Origin of the sequence: Lysinibacillus sp. NPDC097231, assembly GCF_044761885.1 — a bacterium.
GTDB lineage: Bacteria > Bacillota > Bacilli > Bacillales_A > Planococcaceae > Lysinibacillus.
Genome location: NZ_JBIWDH010000001.1, coordinates 329024 through 347070, shown reverse-complemented (window position 1 = coordinate 347070; position 18047 = coordinate 329024). Strand labels below are relative to the sequence as shown.

General features: G+C 37.8%; 17 protein-coding genes. 13 read left to right on the top strand and 4 right to left on the bottom strand.

Translation table 11 applies throughout. The features are described from left to right. Positions 1–204: 204 nt before the first annotated feature. From ACIQXF_RS01725 to ACIQXF_RS01715, 3 genes are read left to right on the top strand one after another with little or no spacing between them, the layout of a single operon-like run. Positions 205–1197 (top strand): ABC transporter substrate-binding protein, encoded by a 993-nt coding sequence (locus tag ACIQXF_RS01725; RefSeq protein WP_402778234.1) that lies wholly within the window; start codon positions 205–207, stop codon positions 1195–1197. Between the two features lies 1 nt (position 1198). Then, positions 1199–1966: an ABC transporter ATP-binding protein gene (locus tag ACIQXF_RS01720; protein WP_402778231.1), complete on the top strand. Its 768-nt coding sequence runs from the start codon at positions 1199–1201 to the stop codon at positions 1964–1966. Continuing rightward, a complete protein-coding gene (locus ACIQXF_RS01715; RefSeq protein WP_402778228.1) occupies positions 1959–2753 on the top strand; it encodes an ABC transporter permease in 795 nt (264 codons plus the stop codon). The genes ACIQXF_RS01720 and ACIQXF_RS01715 overlap by 8 nt, the downstream gene beginning before the upstream one ends. Positions 2754–2831: 78 nt before the next feature. Here the strand turns inward: ACIQXF_RS01715 and ACIQXF_RS01710 are convergent, their stop codons facing one another. Both ACIQXF_RS01710 and ACIQXF_RS01705 read right to left on the bottom strand, forming a co-directional pair. After that, positions 2832–3035, bottom strand: coding sequence for a YlaI family protein (locus ACIQXF_RS01710; RefSeq protein WP_402778225.1), 204 nt, complete (start codon positions 3033–3035; stop codon positions 2832–2834). An 11-nt stretch (positions 3036–3046) separates the two neighbouring features. After that, entirely contained in the window at positions 3047–3547 is a 501-nt protein-coding gene (locus ACIQXF_RS01705; RefSeq protein WP_402778222.1) for a peptidyl-prolyl cis-trans isomerase, read from the bottom strand. A 182-nt stretch (positions 3548–3729) separates the two neighbouring features. Between ACIQXF_RS01705 and ACIQXF_RS01700 the strand changes: the two genes are divergently transcribed. Genes ACIQXF_RS01700 through pyc form a run of 3 tightly spaced genes read left to right on the top strand, consistent with a single transcriptional unit; the run spans position 3730 to position 8700 of the window. Further along, positions 3730–4011 carry an Fpa/YlaN family protein gene (locus ACIQXF_RS01700; protein WP_402778219.1) on the top strand — a complete coding sequence of 94 codons (282 nt, stop codon included), beginning with the start codon at positions 3730–3732 and terminating at the stop codon, positions 4009–4011. 60 nt (positions 4012–4071) lie between these two features. After that, positions 4072–5253 (top strand): FtsW/RodA/SpoVE family cell cycle protein, encoded by a 1182-nt coding sequence (locus ACIQXF_RS01695; protein ID WP_402778216.1) that lies wholly within the window; start codon positions 4072–4074, stop codon positions 5251–5253. Positions 5254–5265: 12 nt separating this feature from the next. Then, positions 5266–8700 (top strand): pyruvate carboxylase, encoded by a 3435-nt coding sequence (gene pyc, locus ACIQXF_RS01690; protein ID WP_402778213.1) that lies wholly within the window; start codon positions 5266–5268, stop codon positions 8698–8700. Positions 8701–8811: 111 nt separating this feature from the next. Here pyc and ACIQXF_RS01685 read toward each other — a convergent pair whose 3' ends face one another. After that, on the bottom strand, positions 8812–9735 hold the full coding sequence (locus ACIQXF_RS01685) for a COX15/CtaA family protein (RefSeq protein WP_402778210.1): 924 nt from the start codon (positions 9733–9735) through the stop codon (positions 8812–8814). 336 nt (positions 9736–10071) lie between these two features. On the opposite strand from ACIQXF_RS01685, the gene cyoE reads away from it, so the two are divergent. The 7 genes from cyoE (at position 10072) to ACIQXF_RS01650 (ending at position 16805) form a co-directional block, all read left to right on the top strand. Then, entirely contained in the window at positions 10072–10989 is a 918-nt protein-coding gene (cyoE, locus tag ACIQXF_RS01680; protein ID WP_402778207.1) for a heme o synthase, read from the top strand. A 100-nt stretch (positions 10990–11089) separates the two neighbouring features. Then, a complete protein-coding gene (gene coxB, locus ACIQXF_RS01675; RefSeq protein WP_402778205.1) occupies positions 11090–12160 on the top strand; it encodes a cytochrome c oxidase subunit II in 1071 nt (356 codons plus the stop codon). 41 nt (positions 12161–12201) lie between these two features. After that, the gene (gene ctaD / locus ACIQXF_RS01670; RefSeq protein WP_402778202.1) at positions 12202–14085 is read left to right on the top strand and encodes a cytochrome c oxidase subunit I; all 1884 of its coding nucleotides are present in this window, start codon (positions 12202–12204) and stop codon (positions 14083–14085) included. Further along, positions 14085–14711 carry a cytochrome c oxidase subunit 3 gene (locus ACIQXF_RS01665; RefSeq protein ID WP_402778199.1) on the top strand — a complete coding sequence of 209 codons (627 nt, stop codon included), beginning with the start codon at positions 14085–14087 and terminating at the stop codon, positions 14709–14711. Before ctaD ends, ACIQXF_RS01665 begins: the two co-directional genes overlap by 1 nt. A gap of 1 nt (position 14712) precedes the next feature. After that, entirely contained in the window at positions 14713–15057 is a 345-nt protein-coding gene (locus tag ACIQXF_RS01660; protein ID WP_402778196.1) for a cytochrome C oxidase subunit IV family protein, read from the top strand. Between the two features lie 322 nt (positions 15058–15379). Next, entirely contained in the window at positions 15380–16303 is a 924-nt protein-coding gene (ctaG, locus tag ACIQXF_RS01655; RefSeq protein ID WP_402778193.1) for a cytochrome c oxidase assembly factor CtaG, read from the top strand. A 40-nt stretch (positions 16304–16343) separates the two neighbouring features. After that, the gene (locus ACIQXF_RS01650) at positions 16344–16805 is read left to right on the top strand and encodes a DUF420 domain-containing protein (RefSeq protein WP_402778190.1); all 462 of its coding nucleotides are present in this window, start codon (positions 16344–16346) and stop codon (positions 16803–16805) included. Positions 16806–16821: 16 nt separating this feature from the next. Here ACIQXF_RS01650 and ytvI read toward each other — a convergent pair whose 3' ends face one another. After that, a complete protein-coding gene (gene ytvI, locus ACIQXF_RS01645) occupies positions 16822–17886 on the bottom strand; it encodes a sporulation integral membrane protein YtvI (RefSeq protein WP_402778187.1) in 1065 nt (354 codons plus the stop codon). Positions 17887–18047: the final 161 nt, after the last annotated feature.

Genomic DNA, 18047 nt, shown 5'->3' with positions numbered 1-18047 from the left:
ACCTAAAAAAGATGACACCTGCACAATACAGACATCATCTTCTTCAAGTTGCCTAGAGCTTTTTTTAAAATGTCCTTTACAAAGGGTACACTTTATCACTAGCTAAGGCTGTTTTCTTTTGTCTTAAATGATAGGCACCGAAATCTTCTATTGTGAATAAGTTAATGTCGATAGGCTTATTTCATCAATCAAGGAGGAAATGGAATGCGTTGGCTTAAAAAAAGTTTACTATTTAGTGTTATTGCTTTATTACTCCTTTCTTTGACAGCGTGTAATAAAACGGAGCTTGAAAAAGTCAAAGTTGGAGAAGTGACGCGCTCAATTTTCTATGCGCCTCAGTATGTAGCACTTGAAAAAGGATACTTCGAGGATGAAGGACTTTCTGTTGAGCTACAAACGATTGCAGGTGGCGATAAGACAATGACGGCGTTACTTTCTGATGGAATTGATATTGCTTTAGTTGGATCGGAAACTTCCATTTACGTGACACTTCAGGGCTCCAACGATCCGATTCAAAATTTTGCCCAGTTAACTCAAACAGATGGCACATTTTTAGTTGCACGTAAAAAAATGGATAATTTTTCGTGGGATCAATTAAAAGGCTCAACATTTTTAGGACAACGCAAAGGTGGTATGCCTCAAATGGCGGGTGAGTATGTATTGAAAAAGCATGACATTGACCCTGCGAAGGACTTAACACTCATTCAAAACATCGATTTTGCTAATATTTCTACAGCTTTTGCTTCTGGAACAGGGGACTTCGTTCAGCTGTTTGAACCAACTGCGAGTGTTTTTGAGAAAGAAGGCAAGGGCTATATTGTTGCTTCATTCGGTGCAGAATCTGGCCATTTACCTTATACATCGTTTATGGCGAAAAGCAGCTATTTGAAGGATAAAGAGAAGACAGTTCAAGGCTTTACAAATGCATTGAAACGATCACAGGATTTTGTGCAAAAAGCAAGTGCTGCAGAAGTAGCGAAAATTATTCAGCCATACTTTGAAAATGTGGATATTGCTTTAATCGAAACAGTAGTGGAGCGTTATAAATCTCAGGGATCCTATGCAACCGATTCTATCTTAGATGAAAAGGAATGGGATAACTTGCAAACGATTATGGAGGAAGCAGGTGAACTTCCTCAACGGGTAGATTATGATCAGCTTGTGAATACAACCTTTGCTAAAAAGGCTGCTGAGTAATATGGAATTTTTACAGCTAGAAAATATTCACCATAGCTATTTCTCAAGTACGCAGGCAAAGGAAGTTTTACGCGAAGTAAATTTGGATATTCGTGAAGGTGAGTTTGTATCCTTCATAGGGCCGAGTGGCTGTGGGAAAACGACGTTATTGTCAATTATAGCGGGCTTATTTTCTCCTACTGAAGGTAAGGTATATATTGATGGTGAGGAAATCTCAGCACAAAGTCAGTCCCTTATTGGGTATATGCTTCAGCAAGATTATTTATTTCCTTGGAAGACGATCGAAGAGAACGTCACAATTGGATTGAAGATCATGGAGCGGAGTAATAAAACACATAAAGTAACCGCAAATGCGCTGTTACAAGAAATTGGTCTACCACATGTAGCAGACTATTATCCAAGAGAGTTATCTGGTGGTATGCGTCAACGTGTAGCACTTGCGAGAACATTGGCAGTGAATCCTAAAATTTTACTCCTAGATGAACCGTTTTCTGCACTTGATTATCAATCCAAATTAAAGCTTGAGGACTTGGTTGTTGAAACGTTAAAGACCTATCAAAAAACAGCGATTCTTGTGACGCATGATATTGGTGAAGCGATTGCGATGAGTGAACGGGTATTTCTCTTCTCCGCCAATCCAGGAACATTGCATAGAATTTTTGAAGTACCTGAAGCTTTACAAAAGCTATCACCTTTTGATGTACGACAGCATCCAGCATATTCAGATGTATTCCAAACTATTTGGAAGGAGCTGGAGAGTCTTGGATAATACATTATTCAAACATTATCAGCAAATGCTAAAAAAGGAAAAACGCTTTGTCCGATTATATCAGCTTATCATTTTATTCATATTTTTCGGAGGGTGGGAGCTTTTATCTAGATTTGGATGGATCGATCGATTAATTTTTAGTTCACCAACACATGTATGGCAAACATTTATTGGTAAAGTAAGTGATGGTTCGTTGACGCTACATGTTGGTGTCACACTGATGGAGACGATTATTGGCTTTATAGCTGGTACATTACTAGGTACATTAATTGCCACCGTCTTATGGTGGTCGCCTTTGATATCAAAGGTACTCGACCCATATTTAGTTATTTTAAATGCGATGCCGAAAGTTGCTCTCGGACCAATTTTGATAGTTGCACTTGGTCCAGGGTATTTTTCGATTATAGCAATGGGTGCATTAATTTCGATTATTATTACGACTATTGTTGTTTATACCGCTTTTAAAGGGGTAGATCCGAATTATAGCAAAGTATTGCAAACTTTTGGTGCATCCAGGTGGCAGATATTTAGGGAAGTTATTTTGCCTGCCTCCTTCCCGACGATTATTTCTACTTTAAAGGTAAACGTAGGATTATCTTGGGTAGGAGTTATTGTTGGTGAATTTTTAGTTGCCTCAAAAGGTCTTGGTTATTTAATTATTTACGGCTTCCAAGTATTTAACTTTAATCTTGTGCTTATGTCACTTCTCATCATTGCCTTTTTTGCGACGATTATGTATCAGTTTGTCGAGTTGATTGAGAAGGCGATTATAAAAAATAATGGATAAACGGTAAAGGAGGTGACCCAATAATTTGAGTCACCTCCTTCAGTCTATTATATAGCGCCATCAACACTGGAGTTAGGACTAAAACTCTTTATCCATTTGCGGTGATGTACGATAAAAACGAAAATTCCCTGTTTCAATTCGTGTTATGGTATTTTCTTTAATACGATCATGGCATGTGCTGCACATGTACGTATGGATCGGTCGGTTGCGTAATTTTTTTGCTAATGGTAAGTCATCATCTAAATTGTTAATGGCATCGCAAATGACGCATTTTACGCGCATTGCATTCCCTCCTATTCAGCACGAATGGCTGATACATTTTTGATAGGGTTTTCTACATTTGAACCGTCTCCAAATAATACATGGACAGGGCCGTCTTCTAGTAATGGCTTGCCATCTTGGCTATATTTTAAAATTAATGTATGTGCTTCTTCAATTGTGAATGGATATTCTTTGCCCTCTTCACATTCAATGACGATTGTTGTCGCTTCAGGTTTAACGACAGCGTTTTTCAAGAAATGACTTAATTCAATCCCGAAAGTGCCTGTTTCCATCCCTTTGCGGTCAAATTTTCTCTCTGATTTTAATGTTGGTGGGAAAGTAGCTCCTTCCATAATCTCACGTGACCAGTGAGCACCTACTTCACGCATATATTTAATATCAGAATCTTCCTCAACTTCTTTTGCGTCGAAGTACGTTTTTAAATCTAATTTACGATCATCGAAAATCCAAACAGTGGGATCTAATGTTAGTTGAAATGAAACTGCGCCCTTAATAGGAATTATTGTTTCCATAAAAGAAATCCTCCTCAAATCTTATATATCCATGAAATAGTATAACGCTAATGGTTAGAGATAATAAAGAAATATAATTTGAATTCTTTATTTTCCAATGAAGACACTTGCATTTTTAACGGCGAAAAGATAAACTTTATTAAGATAGAATCGAAGAAATATCAGATAATGGGGGCGTCCTCATGGATACGAAATCACAAACTTCTTTTCAAGAGAAGGCTTTGGAGCTTTTAGTTGCTGATGCAGATAAAATTGCTCGCCTCATTCGAGTACAAATGGATCATTTAACAATGCCACAATGCCCTTTATATGAAGAAGTATTAGATACACAAATGTTCGGCCTGTCACGTGAAATTGACTTTGCTGCGAAGCTTGGACTCATTGACCGCGAAAAAGGCAAAGAAATTCTCGATTCACTCGAGAAAGAACTTTCTGTACTACATGACGCGTATACAGACAAATAAAAAGAAAAAACTCAAACGCAATTTGCGATTTGAGTTTTTTTTCTAGAACGAGGTTTTCTAATGAAACAATACTTAAAACGTTATACACAAAATTTTGATTATCCACTATTTTTTACGGTCCTATTATTAAGCTTATTTGGTTTAGTGATGATTTATAGTTCAAGTATGATGGTAGCTATTCGAAAGGAATATGGCCCAGATTACTATTATCATAAGCAAGTAATCAATTTAATTGTAGCTTTTCTTGGGTTTTTAGTGACAGCATTTTTCCCATATAAGCATTATGCCAATAAAAATATTATGCTGCTACTTACGGTAGTGCTGGCTGTGCTATTTACTTGGGTAAAAGTAGCTGGTAATGGCGCAGAAGAAGGGATAGGATCTCAGAGTTGGATATATGTCCCTGGTCTTGGGAATTTTCAGCCTTCTGAATATGCGAAACTATTTATAATTTTATATTTTGCTGCTGCCTTTTATCGGAAAGCACAAAAATATACATTTGAAAAGCTACAACCGACAGAAATTTTTTACCCAATATTTATCTGGATTCTTGTTGTTGCAGGGGTAGCATTTGAGACTGATTTAGGGGCTAGCGTTATTCTCTGTGGAATTGCAATATCTGTTGTAGCAGCAAGTGGCATTCCATTTAAAACATTTTGGAAGTTTTTCGGGGTGTTAGGAGCATTTGGTGCTGCTATTATCGGCATTCTTTGGCTGTTTAAAGGAGATTTGTTAACGGGTAATCGTAAAGGCCGTATTCTTTCCTATTTTAATCCATTTGATTATGAATCCGATATGGGTCATCAAGTTGTTAATAGTTATTATGCAATTGGCGGAGGCGGTTTAGAAGGAAGAGGCCTTGGTCAGTCTATTCAAAAATTAGGGTATTTACCTGAACCACAAACCGATTTTATTATGGCGATCATTATGGAAGAACTAGGTATTTGGGGTGTGCTGATCGTCTTAGGTGGTATAGGTTTTATTGTATATAAAGGACTTTCGATTGCATTACGTACGAAAGATCCGCTAGCACGTATGATTGCGGCTGGTATAGCAAGCTGGATTGGTTTTCAAACGTTTATCAATCTTGGGGGTGTAACTGGGTTAATCCCGTTAACCGGTGTAACGCTACCTTTTATTAGCTATGGCGGGACATCTATAATTATTCTATCTTTAGCTATGGGAATATTAATTAATGTTTCTATGTTTGAAAAGGTAGAAAGGAAAAAAACACAATCATAAAGGGGGATATCCATGGAGTCAATCAACAAAATTCTCGTAGCAAATCGAGGAGAAATTGCAATTCGTATTTTCCGTGCATGTACGGAGCTGAATATCCAAACTGTGGCGATTTATTCGCGCGAGGATAGTGGGGCATTTCATCGCTTTAAAGCAGATGAGGCCTATTTAGTGGGAGCTGGCAAGAAACCTATCGAGGCCTATTTAGATATTGAGGGCATTATTACGATCGCCAAAGATGCTGGTGTTGATGCGATTCATCCGGGTTATGGTTTTTTATCGGAAAACGTGGAATTTGCTCGTCGTTGTGAAGAAGAGGGGATTGTCTTTATCGGGCCAACATCCAAGCACCTAGATATGTTTGGGGATAAGGTCAAGGCACGTGAACAAGCAATTGCTGCAGGTATTCCTGTAATTCCTGGTACAGATGGTCCAGTAGCTGATTTAGCAGAGGTAGAGGCTTTTGTTAGCACATATGGATATCCGATTATGATTAAGGCTGCCCTAGGTGGCGGGGGTCGTGGCATGCGCCTTGTGCATACGCAAGAGGAGTTAGCATCCTCCTATGAGCGGGCAAAATCAGAGGCCAAAGCAGCATTCGGCTCTGATGAAGTGTATGTAGAAAAGGCAATTATAAAGCCGAAACATATTGAAGTTCAAATTATTGGTGATAAAGAAGGCAATATCGTGCATTTATATGAGCGTGATTGCTCGATTCAACGCCGCCATCAAAAGGTAGTGGAAATTGCCCCATCGAATTCAATTTCAGAAAATTTAAGAAATCGAATTTGTGATGCAGCGGTTCAATTAATGAAAAATGTCTCGTACATAAATGCAGGGACAGTCGAATTTTTAGTAGCAGATGAAGAATTTTATTTCATTGAGGTTAACCCTCGTATTCAAGTGGAGCACACTATTACCGAAATGATTACAGGTGTGGATATTGTGCATGCTCAAATCAAGGTGGCATCAGGTTATGGTCTGCATAGTGAGGAAATTCATATTCCACAACAAGAAGATATTCCTATGATTGGCTATGCGATTCAAGCGCGTGTTACAACGGAAGACCCTGCCAATGACTTTATGCCAGACACAGGGAAGCTGATGGTATACCGTTCCAGTGGTGGCTTTGGTGTTCGTTTGGATGCCGGCAATGGCTTCCAGGGGGCTGTAGTAACGCCGTACTATGATTCCTTACTGGTGAAAATTTCAACATCAGGGATGACGTTTAAAGAAGCCGCTGCGAAAATGGATCGCAATTTAAAAGAGTTCCGTATTCGTGGAGTAAAAACGAATATCCCGTTTTTAAATAATGTCGTGACGCACGAGAAATTTATAACGGGTGCCTTTGATACAAGCTTTATCGATACAACACCTGAATTATTTAATTTCCCTGTGCGCAAGGACCGTGGGACAAAGCTGTTAAGCTATATTGGTAATGTCACGCTCAATGGTTTCCCAGGAGTGGAGAAGAAGGCAAAGCCTATTTTTGTGCAGCCAAGTATTCCAAAAGTGGATAAATTGATCATCCCACCAGCGGGGACGAAGCAAATTTTAGACACACAAGGGGCAGAGGGACTTGTGAAATGGATTCTGGCGCAAGAGGATGTACTGTTAACGGATACAACTTTCCGAGATGCGCATCAATCCCTGCTTGCGACACGTGTGCGCTCACAGGATATGTTCGAAGTTGCAGATGCCACAGCACGCATGATGCACGATTTCTTCTCACTTGAAATGTGGGGTGGTGCAACATTTGATGTAGCATATCGTTTTTTAAAGGAAGATCCATGGGAGCGCCTTGCGAAACTACGTGAACAAGTACCGAATGTGTTGTTCCAGATGTTACTTCGTGGTGCGAATGCCGTTGGCTACACAAACTACCCAGATAATTTAATTCGTGAGTTCATTGCTGAATCGGCAGCATCAGGTATTGATGTGTTCCGTATTTTCGATAGCTTAAACTGGATAAAAGGTATGGAAGTGGCGATTGATGCTGCACGCCAGTCTGGTAAAATTGCCGAGGCAGCAATCTGTTACACTGGAGATATTTTCGATGAAACACGCGCAAAATATTCTGTGCAATACTACAAGGACATGGCGAAGGAACTTGAGGCAACGGGTGCTCATATTTTAGCGATTAAAGATATGGCTGGATTATTAAAGCCAGAAGCTGCGTATCGTTTAATTTCCGAGTTAAAAGAGACGACAAGTCTGCCAATTCACTTGCATACGCATGATACAAGTGGCAACGGAATTTATTTATACGCGAAAGCGATTGAGGCTGGCGTAGATATTATTGATACGGCACTCGGCTCGATGGCAGGTTTAACGTCACAGCCAAGCGCGAACTCCTTGTACTATGCGATGAAGGGCAGTAAGCGTGCGGTGCGTGCCGATATTGACGCACTGGAAATGTTATCGTATTACTGGGAAGATGTTCGTAAATACTATAAGGATTTCGAAAGTGGCATGATCAGTCCACATTCTGAAATTTATGTCCATGAGATGCCAGGTGGTCAATACAGTAACCTACAGCAGCAAGCGAAAGCAGTAGGCCTTGGGGACAGATGGGAGGATGTGAAGCACATGTATTCCCGCGTTAACCTTCTATTTGGTGATATTGTAAAAGTAACTCCATCTTCGAAAGTAGTAGGGGATATGGCGTTATTTATGGTGCAAAACGAATTGGATGAAAACTCCGTGCTGACAAGAGGTCAAACAATCGACTTCCCAGATTCTGTGATTGAGTTTTTCCAAGGGTATTTAGGACAACCACATGGTGGCTTCCCAGAGGCACTTCAAAAAGTTGTGTTAAAGGATCGTGAAGCGATTACAGTACGTCCTGGTGAACTATTGGAGCCTGTGAATTTTGAGCAACTGGAGGCTGTACTAGAGGACAAATTAAATCGTCCTGTAACGAACAAAGATGTACTTGCCTATGCCCTTTATCCGAAAGTATTTGAGGAGTATGCGAAAACAGTGAACTCCTTTGGCAATATTTCGGTTTTAGATACACCAACATTCCTTTATGGACTAAAGCTTGGCGAAGAAATCGAAGTAGAAATCGAAAAAGGAAAAACGCTCATCATTAAACTTGTATCCATCGGTGAACCACAACATGACGGTACGCGCGTCATGTACTTTGAGCTAAACGGTCAATCACGAGAGCTAGTGATTCAGGATATGACTGTCGAAGTAGACGGCAGCTTAGCGTTAAAGGCAGATCCAAGCAATCCAAACCAAATTGGAGCTACAATGCCAGGTACGGTCTTAAAGGTAGTCGTATCGAAAGGAAGCTCTGTGAAACGTGGAGATCACTTGCTAATTACGGAAGCGATGAAAATGGAAACAACCGTCCAAGCACCAAAAGACGGCATCGTGAAGGAAGTATACGCAAGTGCGGGTGACGCTATTTCAACAGGTGATTTGTTAATTGAAATTGAATAGATAGAAGTGAAGGTTATTAGTTGGCTTTTATAGCATACTAGTAACCTTCTTTAAATTTTGAGCAGAAAGGGGGTGTCTCAAATGACTTTGAGATACCCCCTTTTTCTACTATTATTTATTTTTTTCATTATAATTGCTACGTGCAACTAGCATTACCATGTAGCAAAGCAAACCAAATAAAATTGAAATAAATAATGAATGCATTAATGCGACAGTTAAATTCAATCTAGTTAGGACTACTAACATACCAGCAATCACTTGTAAAATTACTATAATAAAAGCAATAATCCAACCATAATAAACAACACGTTGGTTTTTGTAATTTTTCACAGCGTGCCAAGTTATGTATGCAATCCAAACGAAAAAGATAAGAACAGCTATGCGATGCCCCATTTGCACCCATTCATACATATTATTTGGAGATGCTAATGGTGTTTCGTTGTAGCAAAATGGCCAATCAGGGCATATTAAGCTAGAATCTGTATGGCGTACAAGCGCCCCTGTATAAACAACTAAATAAGAATAAATTGTGACAGCAATTGTATGCCAACGTAACTTTTTACCAATAAATACGTTATCGGCATCAAATTTCCGATCTACTTCAAATACAATCATAGAAAGAAGAAGAACAGCAGCAAAGGAAATTAGAGAAATCCCAAAGTGGAGTGCTAATATGAAATCACCTTGTCCCCACAATACTTGAGCTGCCCCAATAAGAGCCTGTGCAATTAAGAAAAACATCGCTAAGAAGCCTAATAATTTTACTTCGCGAATATGACCGAGTTTACGCCATGTCCAAATTGTTAACATAAGAATTGAAATAGATACAACTCCAGTTACAAGACGATGTGAAAATTCAATTAAGACTTGTGGTGTAATCTCTTTCGGGATAAGAGAACCATTACAATCAGGCCAGTTTCGACCACAGCCTAAGCCACTATCAGTTTTGGTAACAAGTGCTCCACCTAGTAAAATAAGGAGCATTCCTACTGTAGCAGCAACAGCAAACCACTTCATATACCTGTTGTGTTGCATAAAATGAGTCACCTACTTTATCTATCAACATTACATGAAAGTAATGTTTCTGCTACTAGATAATATCGAAAATACAGTTAAAAAACAACTTGTAAAGAGTAGGGAGTATTAGATGTCGATTCCATTTCACAAATTGTTCATAATTTCGTGCTTTAACCTTCACAATTCATTTTAGAAAATGTTTTACTATAGATATGTTGATTTTAATTATATTTCTAGACAAAGCTAATTTTTACAACTTCATCTAAATTTCACTTAATGTCTAGAAATCAATCGCAAATTTCGCTATAGTATTTGTTAGCGGAATATGCTTACAAAAATGAAAGGAGAGGTATCATGTCAAACGGTCGTGCATTGTCGGCTACTAGAAATACTGGACCAGAATCAACATCTGTTGTAAAAGATTTCTTAGCACTGATAAAAATTGGAATCGTTAATTCGAATCTTGTCACAACATTTACTGGGATGTGGCTGGCATTTCAATTTACTAGTAGACACTTCTTGCAAGAACTTGATGTCATATTATTCACCATGTTGGGTGCTGCATTCATTATAGGTGGCTCAGGCGCAATGAATAACTTCATTGATCAGGATATAGACCCAATCATGAAAAGAACGAAAGCAAGACCGACAGTAACGGGTAGATTTAAGCCGAATTTTGTATTGACCATTGCCCTCTCATTTTTAATTGTAGGTGAAATTTTGTTATTTGCTGCGTCGTTTGCGGCAGCCATGTGGGGACTAGTAGGAATATTTGCTTATGTCGTTCTGTATTCAATGTGGTCAAAGAGGAAGCATGTTAGTAACACGATAGTAGGAAGTATTTCAGGAGCAATTCCACCAGTTATTGGATTTGCAGCTGTTGAGCCTTCATTAGGTTCAGGAGCACTTGCTTTATTCCTTATCATGTTTGCATGGCAACCACCGCATTTTTATGCGCTTGCTATGAAACGTACTGAAGAATATCGTGCAGCTAATATACCAATGCTACCTGTAGTAAAAGGATTTAAACGAACGAAATTCTCTATGTTATTCTGGATTCTTTTATTATTACCGCTACCTTTCCTTTTACCAGAGCTTGGGGTTGGCTTCTTAATTCTTGCCACTGCATTGAACTTGGGCTGGTTGATTCTAGCTTTTAAAGGCTTTAACACAAAAGATGATATGAAATGGGCAAATAAAATGTTTATCTATTCTTTGAATCATATGACCATACTATTTGTATCCATCATAATATTTGCGTTGTTTAGCTAAATTTAGGAATTCTTTCTTTTCCTAAAGAATTCATATAGACAGAACTAATGTCCTAGGTACACATGAAAATACAACAAAGAAAGAGGGGTTTAATTAAGCTATGATGAAAGGGCTTAAAAAATGGAGTCTTTTTTCACTTCTAGCAGTGATGATGGTTTTCCTTTCTGGTTGTGGTGAAGATTATCTTTCTACACTGAAACCAGCTGGTCAAGTTGGTAAAGAACAATACAACATATTACTGTTAGCTACTGGAATTATGACGTTCGTTGTAGTAGTAGTATCCGTTATCTATTTACTTGCATTCTTAAAATTCCGCCGCTCAAAAGTTGGCGAAAATGTTATTCCTAAGCAAGTAGAAGGAAGTCACACTCTTGAAGTAATTTGGACAGTTATTCCAATTATTTTATTATTAATCTTAGCTGTACCAGTTGTTACGGCTACTTATAAATTTGCAGATGTTGCTGCGATGGACGAAGTAGATGAAAATGGTAACAAAACAGCACTTACAGTAAATGTAACTGCAAAATTATATTGGTGGGAATTTGAATACCCTAACCAAGGTATTGTAACTTCTCAAGAATTAGTTGTACCATCAGGTCAAAAAGTTTACTTTAACTTAAAAGCTGCCGATGTTAAGCACTCATTCTGGATTCCAGCTGTAGGCGGTAAAATGGATACGAACGTAGATAACTTAAACAAATTCTACTTAGAATTCGATCAAGAATCAAAAGACCTTAAAGACGGCGTATTCTATGGTAAATGTGCTGAGTTATGTGGTCCTTCACACGCATTAATGGACTTCAAAGTTAAAGTATTAAGCCAAGACGCATTTGATACATGGGTAGCTTCAATGAAAGCAACAGAAGGAAAAATGGCTGACAAAGCTTCAACAGACCTTGGTGAAGCAACATTTGCTAATAGTTGCTTAGGATGTCATGCGGTTTCTGGTACAGGCGTAAGTGGTGCACCAGGTCCAAACTTAGCTGCATTTGGTGACCGTAATCGTGTTGCTGGTATCTTAGAACATAATGAAGAAAACCTAAAAGCTTGGATTAAGAACCCTGAACAATTCAAACCAGGTAACTTAATGACAGGTAAATATGGTGAACTTACTGACGAAGAAATTCAAGCTCTAGCAACTTATATCATGGGCTTATCTGTTGAGAAATAATTTTTAGTTTTAGGTAACAAACTTTGAGGGAGGTAAAAGTTGTGAGCTCATACACACAGAAAAAGGGCTTTGGAGCAACTGTCTGGGATTACATTACAACTGTTGACCATAAAAAGTTAGCAGTCATGTATTTATTAGCCGGAACATTGTTCTTTGCTATCGCTGGTTTTGAAGCGTTATTAATGCGTATTCAGTTAATGAAACCAAATAACGATTTCGTATCAGCTGGTTTTTTCAATGAATTATTAACAATGCACGGAACGACGATGTTATTCCTAGCTGCGACTCCATTACTATTCGCATTTATGAACATGCTTGTACCATTACAAATTGGTGCACGTGACGTAGCATTCCCGTTCCTTAACTCTTTAGGGTTCTGGTTATTCTTCCTAGGTGCAGTATTCCTTCACCTGTCATTCTTTATGGGTGGCGCACCTGATGCGGGCTGGACTTCTTATGCATCATTATCTTTATATTCTCCAGGGCATGGTATTGACTTCTATGTTCTTGGTTTACAAATTTCAGGGGCAGGTACATTAATTTCAGGTCTTAACTTTATCGTTACGATCATTACAATGCGTGCTCCAGGTATGACATTCATGCGTATGCCATTATTCACTTGGACTTCGCTTGTATCAAGTGCATTAATTTTATTCGCATTCCCTCCACTAACAATTGGTTTATTAATGATGTTATTTGACCGTATGTTTGGCGGTAACTTCTTTGACCATACTATGGGTGGTAACACAATTATTTGGGAACACTTATTCTGGATCTTCGGACACCCAGAGGTTTATATCTTAGTATTACCGGCATTCGGTTTATTCTCTGAGATTATTCCAGCGTTCTCTCGTAAACGTTTATTCGGATACTCTTCAATGGTATTCGCAACGATTTTAATCGGTTTCTTAGGGTTCATGGTTTGGGCTCACCACATGTTTACAGTTGGTCTTGGGCCAACAGCAAACGCAATCTTCGCAGTTGCAACAATGGCAATTGCTGTACCAACAGGTATGAAAGTATTCAACTGGATCTTAACTATTTGGGGCGGATCAATTAAAGTTACAACACCAATGCTTTATGCACTTGGTTTCATTCCGTCATTCGTTGCGGGTGGTGTTACAGGGGTAATGCAAGCATCTGCACCTATTGACTACCAACTACACGATTCTTACTTTATCGTTGCTCACTTCCACTACGTAATCGTAGGTGGTATCGTAACAGCTTTATTCGGTTCAGCGCATTTCTACTGGCCAATTTTCTTCAACCGTATGTTAAACGAAACGCTTGGAAAAATTACTTTCTGGGTATTCTTTATCGGATTCCATTTAACGTTCTTCGTTCAACATTTCTTAGGTTTAATGGGTATGCCACGTCGCGTATTCACTTACATGGAAGGTCAAGGTTGGGATCAGTTCAACTTTATTTCTACAATCGGTGCATTTATGATGGGTGTAGGGGTTATCTTAATGGTAATCAACTGCTTAATGTCAATCAAAGGCAAACCAGCAGGTCGCGACCCATGGGGCGATGGACGTACATTAGAATGGTCAATTCCACAACCAATTCCATTCTATAACTTCCGTCAAACACCACTTGTACGTGGTTTAGATCCATGGTGGATTGAAAAACAAGAAGGAAATACAGAAGCTACATTTGCTGAGCCGCTAGGTGATATTCATATGCCAAATAACTCAGCGATCCCATTCGTTATTTCTATAGGTATGTTTATCGCAGCATTCGGTGCTCTTTATAATCCAGATCCAGATAAACCATGGTCAATCTATATTTTAATTGGTGGTCTTGCAATTACATTTGGTGCTATGATTGTCCGTTCTATTAAGGACGACCACGGTTTCCACTTACACAAAGAAGAAATTCTTGAAATTGAAGAACATCTTTATGGCAAAGGAGGAAATAAATAATGGATTTCAATACTAAATTTACTCCTCATACTTGGCCAGATCATCCTGAACAGGCTACGATGGAAGGAAAAAATAAAGTCGTTGGTTTCTGGATTTTCCTTGCCTGTGAAGTTGTACTTTTCGCAAGTTTATTCGCTACTTACTTAGCGCTTAAGAACAAAGGGCCAGCTGGCATGGAGTTCACAACACAAGGTTTATTTGAATTACCTTTAGCATTTGCAATGACGATGTTACTTTTAACATCTTCTCTAACTTCAGTTTATGCAATTTATCATATGCGTAACTTTAACTTTAAAGGTATGCAAACATGGTTAGCGATTACATTAGTATTAGGTCTTGGATTCTTAGGTCTTGAAATCTATGAGTTCCAACATTATGTACACCTTGGTTTCACATTTAACCAATCTGCATTCGCAACAGCATTCTATTCGTTAGTTGGTACACATGGTTTCCACGTAACTTTAGGACTTGTGTGGATTGCAACGTTAATGATGCGTAATGCTAAACGTGGTCTTAACTTATACAATGCACCTAAATTCTTCGTAGCTGCTTTATATTGGCACTTTATCGACGTAGTTTGGGTATTTATCTTTACAGTAGTATACTTGATGGGAGTGATCGGATAATATGTCATCACACGATACACCTATAGTTGCTAAGTCTCAGGCACAATACGAACATGATCGTCATCATAATGCCGTTCATATGCGTAAACAAGTTATCAACTTTGCGATTATGATTTTCTTTACGTTTATCGCATTCGCTGTAGTTGCAGCTGATTTTTCTAAATACTTAATATTACCGCTTATTTTATTGCTTGCTGGTGTTCAAGTTGTTCTTCAACTTTACGCTTTCATGCACTTAGAAGACAAAAAAACACACTTCGGTGGTGTAATTGGCTTCTTTATGTGGATGGGTATATTAATCGCATTTACATTCTTCTTAGCATTTTTAACAGTTGTTTGGTGGTAATCACCAAAGATGCACGTTCTCTACTTTCAGTAGGAACGTGCTTTTCTTTTTCTATTGTGTCATTTAAATTAGGGTCCATTGAAATAGCTTGGCAATTTTATCGGAACAGTTCATGGATTATCGCCCAACTTTTGAGTTTTATCGATAAACTTTCACATTGTATCGTCCAACTTCTAATTTTTATCGACATCCAACTTCCGACCAACATGTTGTGTGAACAACAGTAAACTATAGACAGTATTTTGTTCACCTTTCGTTCATTGCAGTATCGCTGTAAGCGTTCTATAATAGGAGTACTGAAGTTTAAAGGAGTGCGTTCTGTATGCCACTTAGTATATTTGGTTTCCAAGCTTTATGGAGCCCATATTTAATAGGGGTTCTTGTTTTCATAACAATCATCTATTTTTTAGTCACAACAAAGTGGCGTAAGGATTTTAAAGTAAGTGAGCCTCTGAAAAAAGGAGAGGCAATTTATTTTGTACTAGCAATGGTAACGATTTATATTATTAAAGGATCTCCAATAGATATCATGGCGCATATTATGTTTACGATGCATATGGTGCAAATGGCTTTACTTTTGTTACTTGTACCGATTTTCTTAATTAAGGGGATTCCTTGGTGGGTGTGGAAAGTTGCGATTGAAGCGCCAGTAGTTAGATCACTATTTAAAGTATTTACATTACCTGTAGTTGCCGTATTCATGTTTATTGGTCTATTTTCTTTCTATCATTTACCTGATGTATTAGATTACATTAAATTAAATGAAACATTACATGGTACATATACATTTGTATTATTTGTTTCTGCTGTTTTAATGTACTGGCCATTGATTCAAAAGATACCAAATAAGCCACAAATGAAGCCTTTGTATAAGTTAGGCTATATAATTGCTAACGCGGTATTAATTACCCCTGCATGTGCATTAATTATTTTCGCACCAGACGCGATGTATGAAACATATACAAATGGTGAGGCTTGGCTAAAAGCAATGGAACTTTGTGTACCAGCTTCTACATTATCTGGTTTGTCTTTATCAGGACCAGAGCTTTTTACAAATATGGCGCCTGTTGAGGATCAACAATTAGGTGGCGTTCTAATGAAGATATTGCAAGAGTTGATTTTCGGTGTTTTACTTGGGGCTATCTTTACAAAATGGTATCGTTCAGAGCAAAAGAATCCTGATCAAATTACGGCGGATGCATTAAAAGCGCATCAAATGAAATTGGAAAGTCAACAGCAACATTAATTGTAAAATAGAAATTTAATTTGAATAAGGGGTTTTGTAAATGGAATTGCAAATTTTGCCTACTATAAGTACATCATTCATCGTTATTAGTGCTGTACTTGTAGCTATTGGATGGGGCTTAATTATAAAAAGAAAAGTAGAGGCTCATAAAAAAGTAATGCTTGCTGCAGGTATTGCCGCGCTAATCTTCTTTATCATTTATGCTTCACGTACAGTCTTTATAGGCAACACAGCATTTGGTGGTGGAGAAGATTTAAAACCATATTATACTTTCTTCTTAATTTTCCATATTACTCTTGCGACAGTGGGAGCGGTATTTGGTATTGTCAGCATCATCTCTGGTTTAAAAACTAATCTTAAGCTTCATCGTCGTATTGGACCGATTACAAGTATTATTTGGTTCTTCGTAGCTATTACCGGAGTTTTAGTATACATGTTACTGTATGTAATATTTGAACCAGGTGAAACAACATCTGTTATAAAAGCAATTCTAGGCTTTTAAATAAAAATCTCCCTCCTTATTTTCGAGAAGGTGGGAGATTTTTTATGGATGTTTGATTAAATAGAGAAATGACAACGACAATGAGTAAAGGGCCAATTAAAATACCTAGAAACCCAAATATTTTAAACCCAATAAACATGGCAATAAAAGTTGTAAGTGAAGAAAGGCCGATCTTATTTCCGATAACTCTAGGCTCAATCATTCGTCGAACTAAAAATAGTACGATAGTTAGGATGACTAGGACGACAGCAAGGACATATTCTCCTGTAAAGACTTTGTATATTGCCCAAGGTAAAAGTAACATAAATGAGTCTAGAAAAGGAATGACATCTAAAACGACTAATAAAAGTGCTAATATAAGTGGGAATGGTGTTTTAAGTAAAAAAAAGGATCCAAAAGCTATGACAAAAATGCAAATTCCAACAAAAAATTGAGCTTTAATAAAACCAAATAAAGCAAGTTTCACACGCTGTCCGATAAATAGTATTTTTTGATGGTGGTGAAAGGAAATAGGCGCTAATATCCTTCTGTTGATATTTGGTAGTTCTAAAAGAAGCGTATATAACACAATCCAATAAACAAAAATGTCAAACAAACGTGTAGGTATATACGTGAGTAAAGAGGACCAAACATTCACGTTTGTTAACGAAAGTGCAAAAGTCTCAATTGAAGACAGTGCTCGGGCAATCATAAGTTGAATTTGAATAACAAGATCTAATGGTAAATGATAGGTGTAATTGGAAAGCTTGGATTGCATTTGAATCCATAGTGCTGAAAGTTGATTGAGGTACTCTGGAATATGAATGATAAATGTTGAAAATTGTTTCCAACTTATAAATATTACAAGAAAACATAATAGTAATGTCATACTTAAAAAGAATATAAAAAAAATGGATACTATAATTTTACGTTTTTTCCGGAATCGTTTACTGATTCGTATTATGACAGGCTCTAATAATAATGCAGTTACGTAGGCAAGGAGTATTGGTAATGATAAAGATATAAACCAGAGAGTGACAAATCCGATAGCTATAACAATTATAGGGTGGCGAAAAAAGGGCCGTTTGAAGAATTCTAACATTTATCTCACCTACATCATGTAAAAGATATAGTTAGTATGAGGAGAAATAATATTTTTACTCAAAATAAAAAAGACTGGACCACCAGTCTTTTCAGATATAGTTATTACACTACACACTCTTGTCAATTCTGTCCTGTCACCGTCTGACAGATAAAATTATA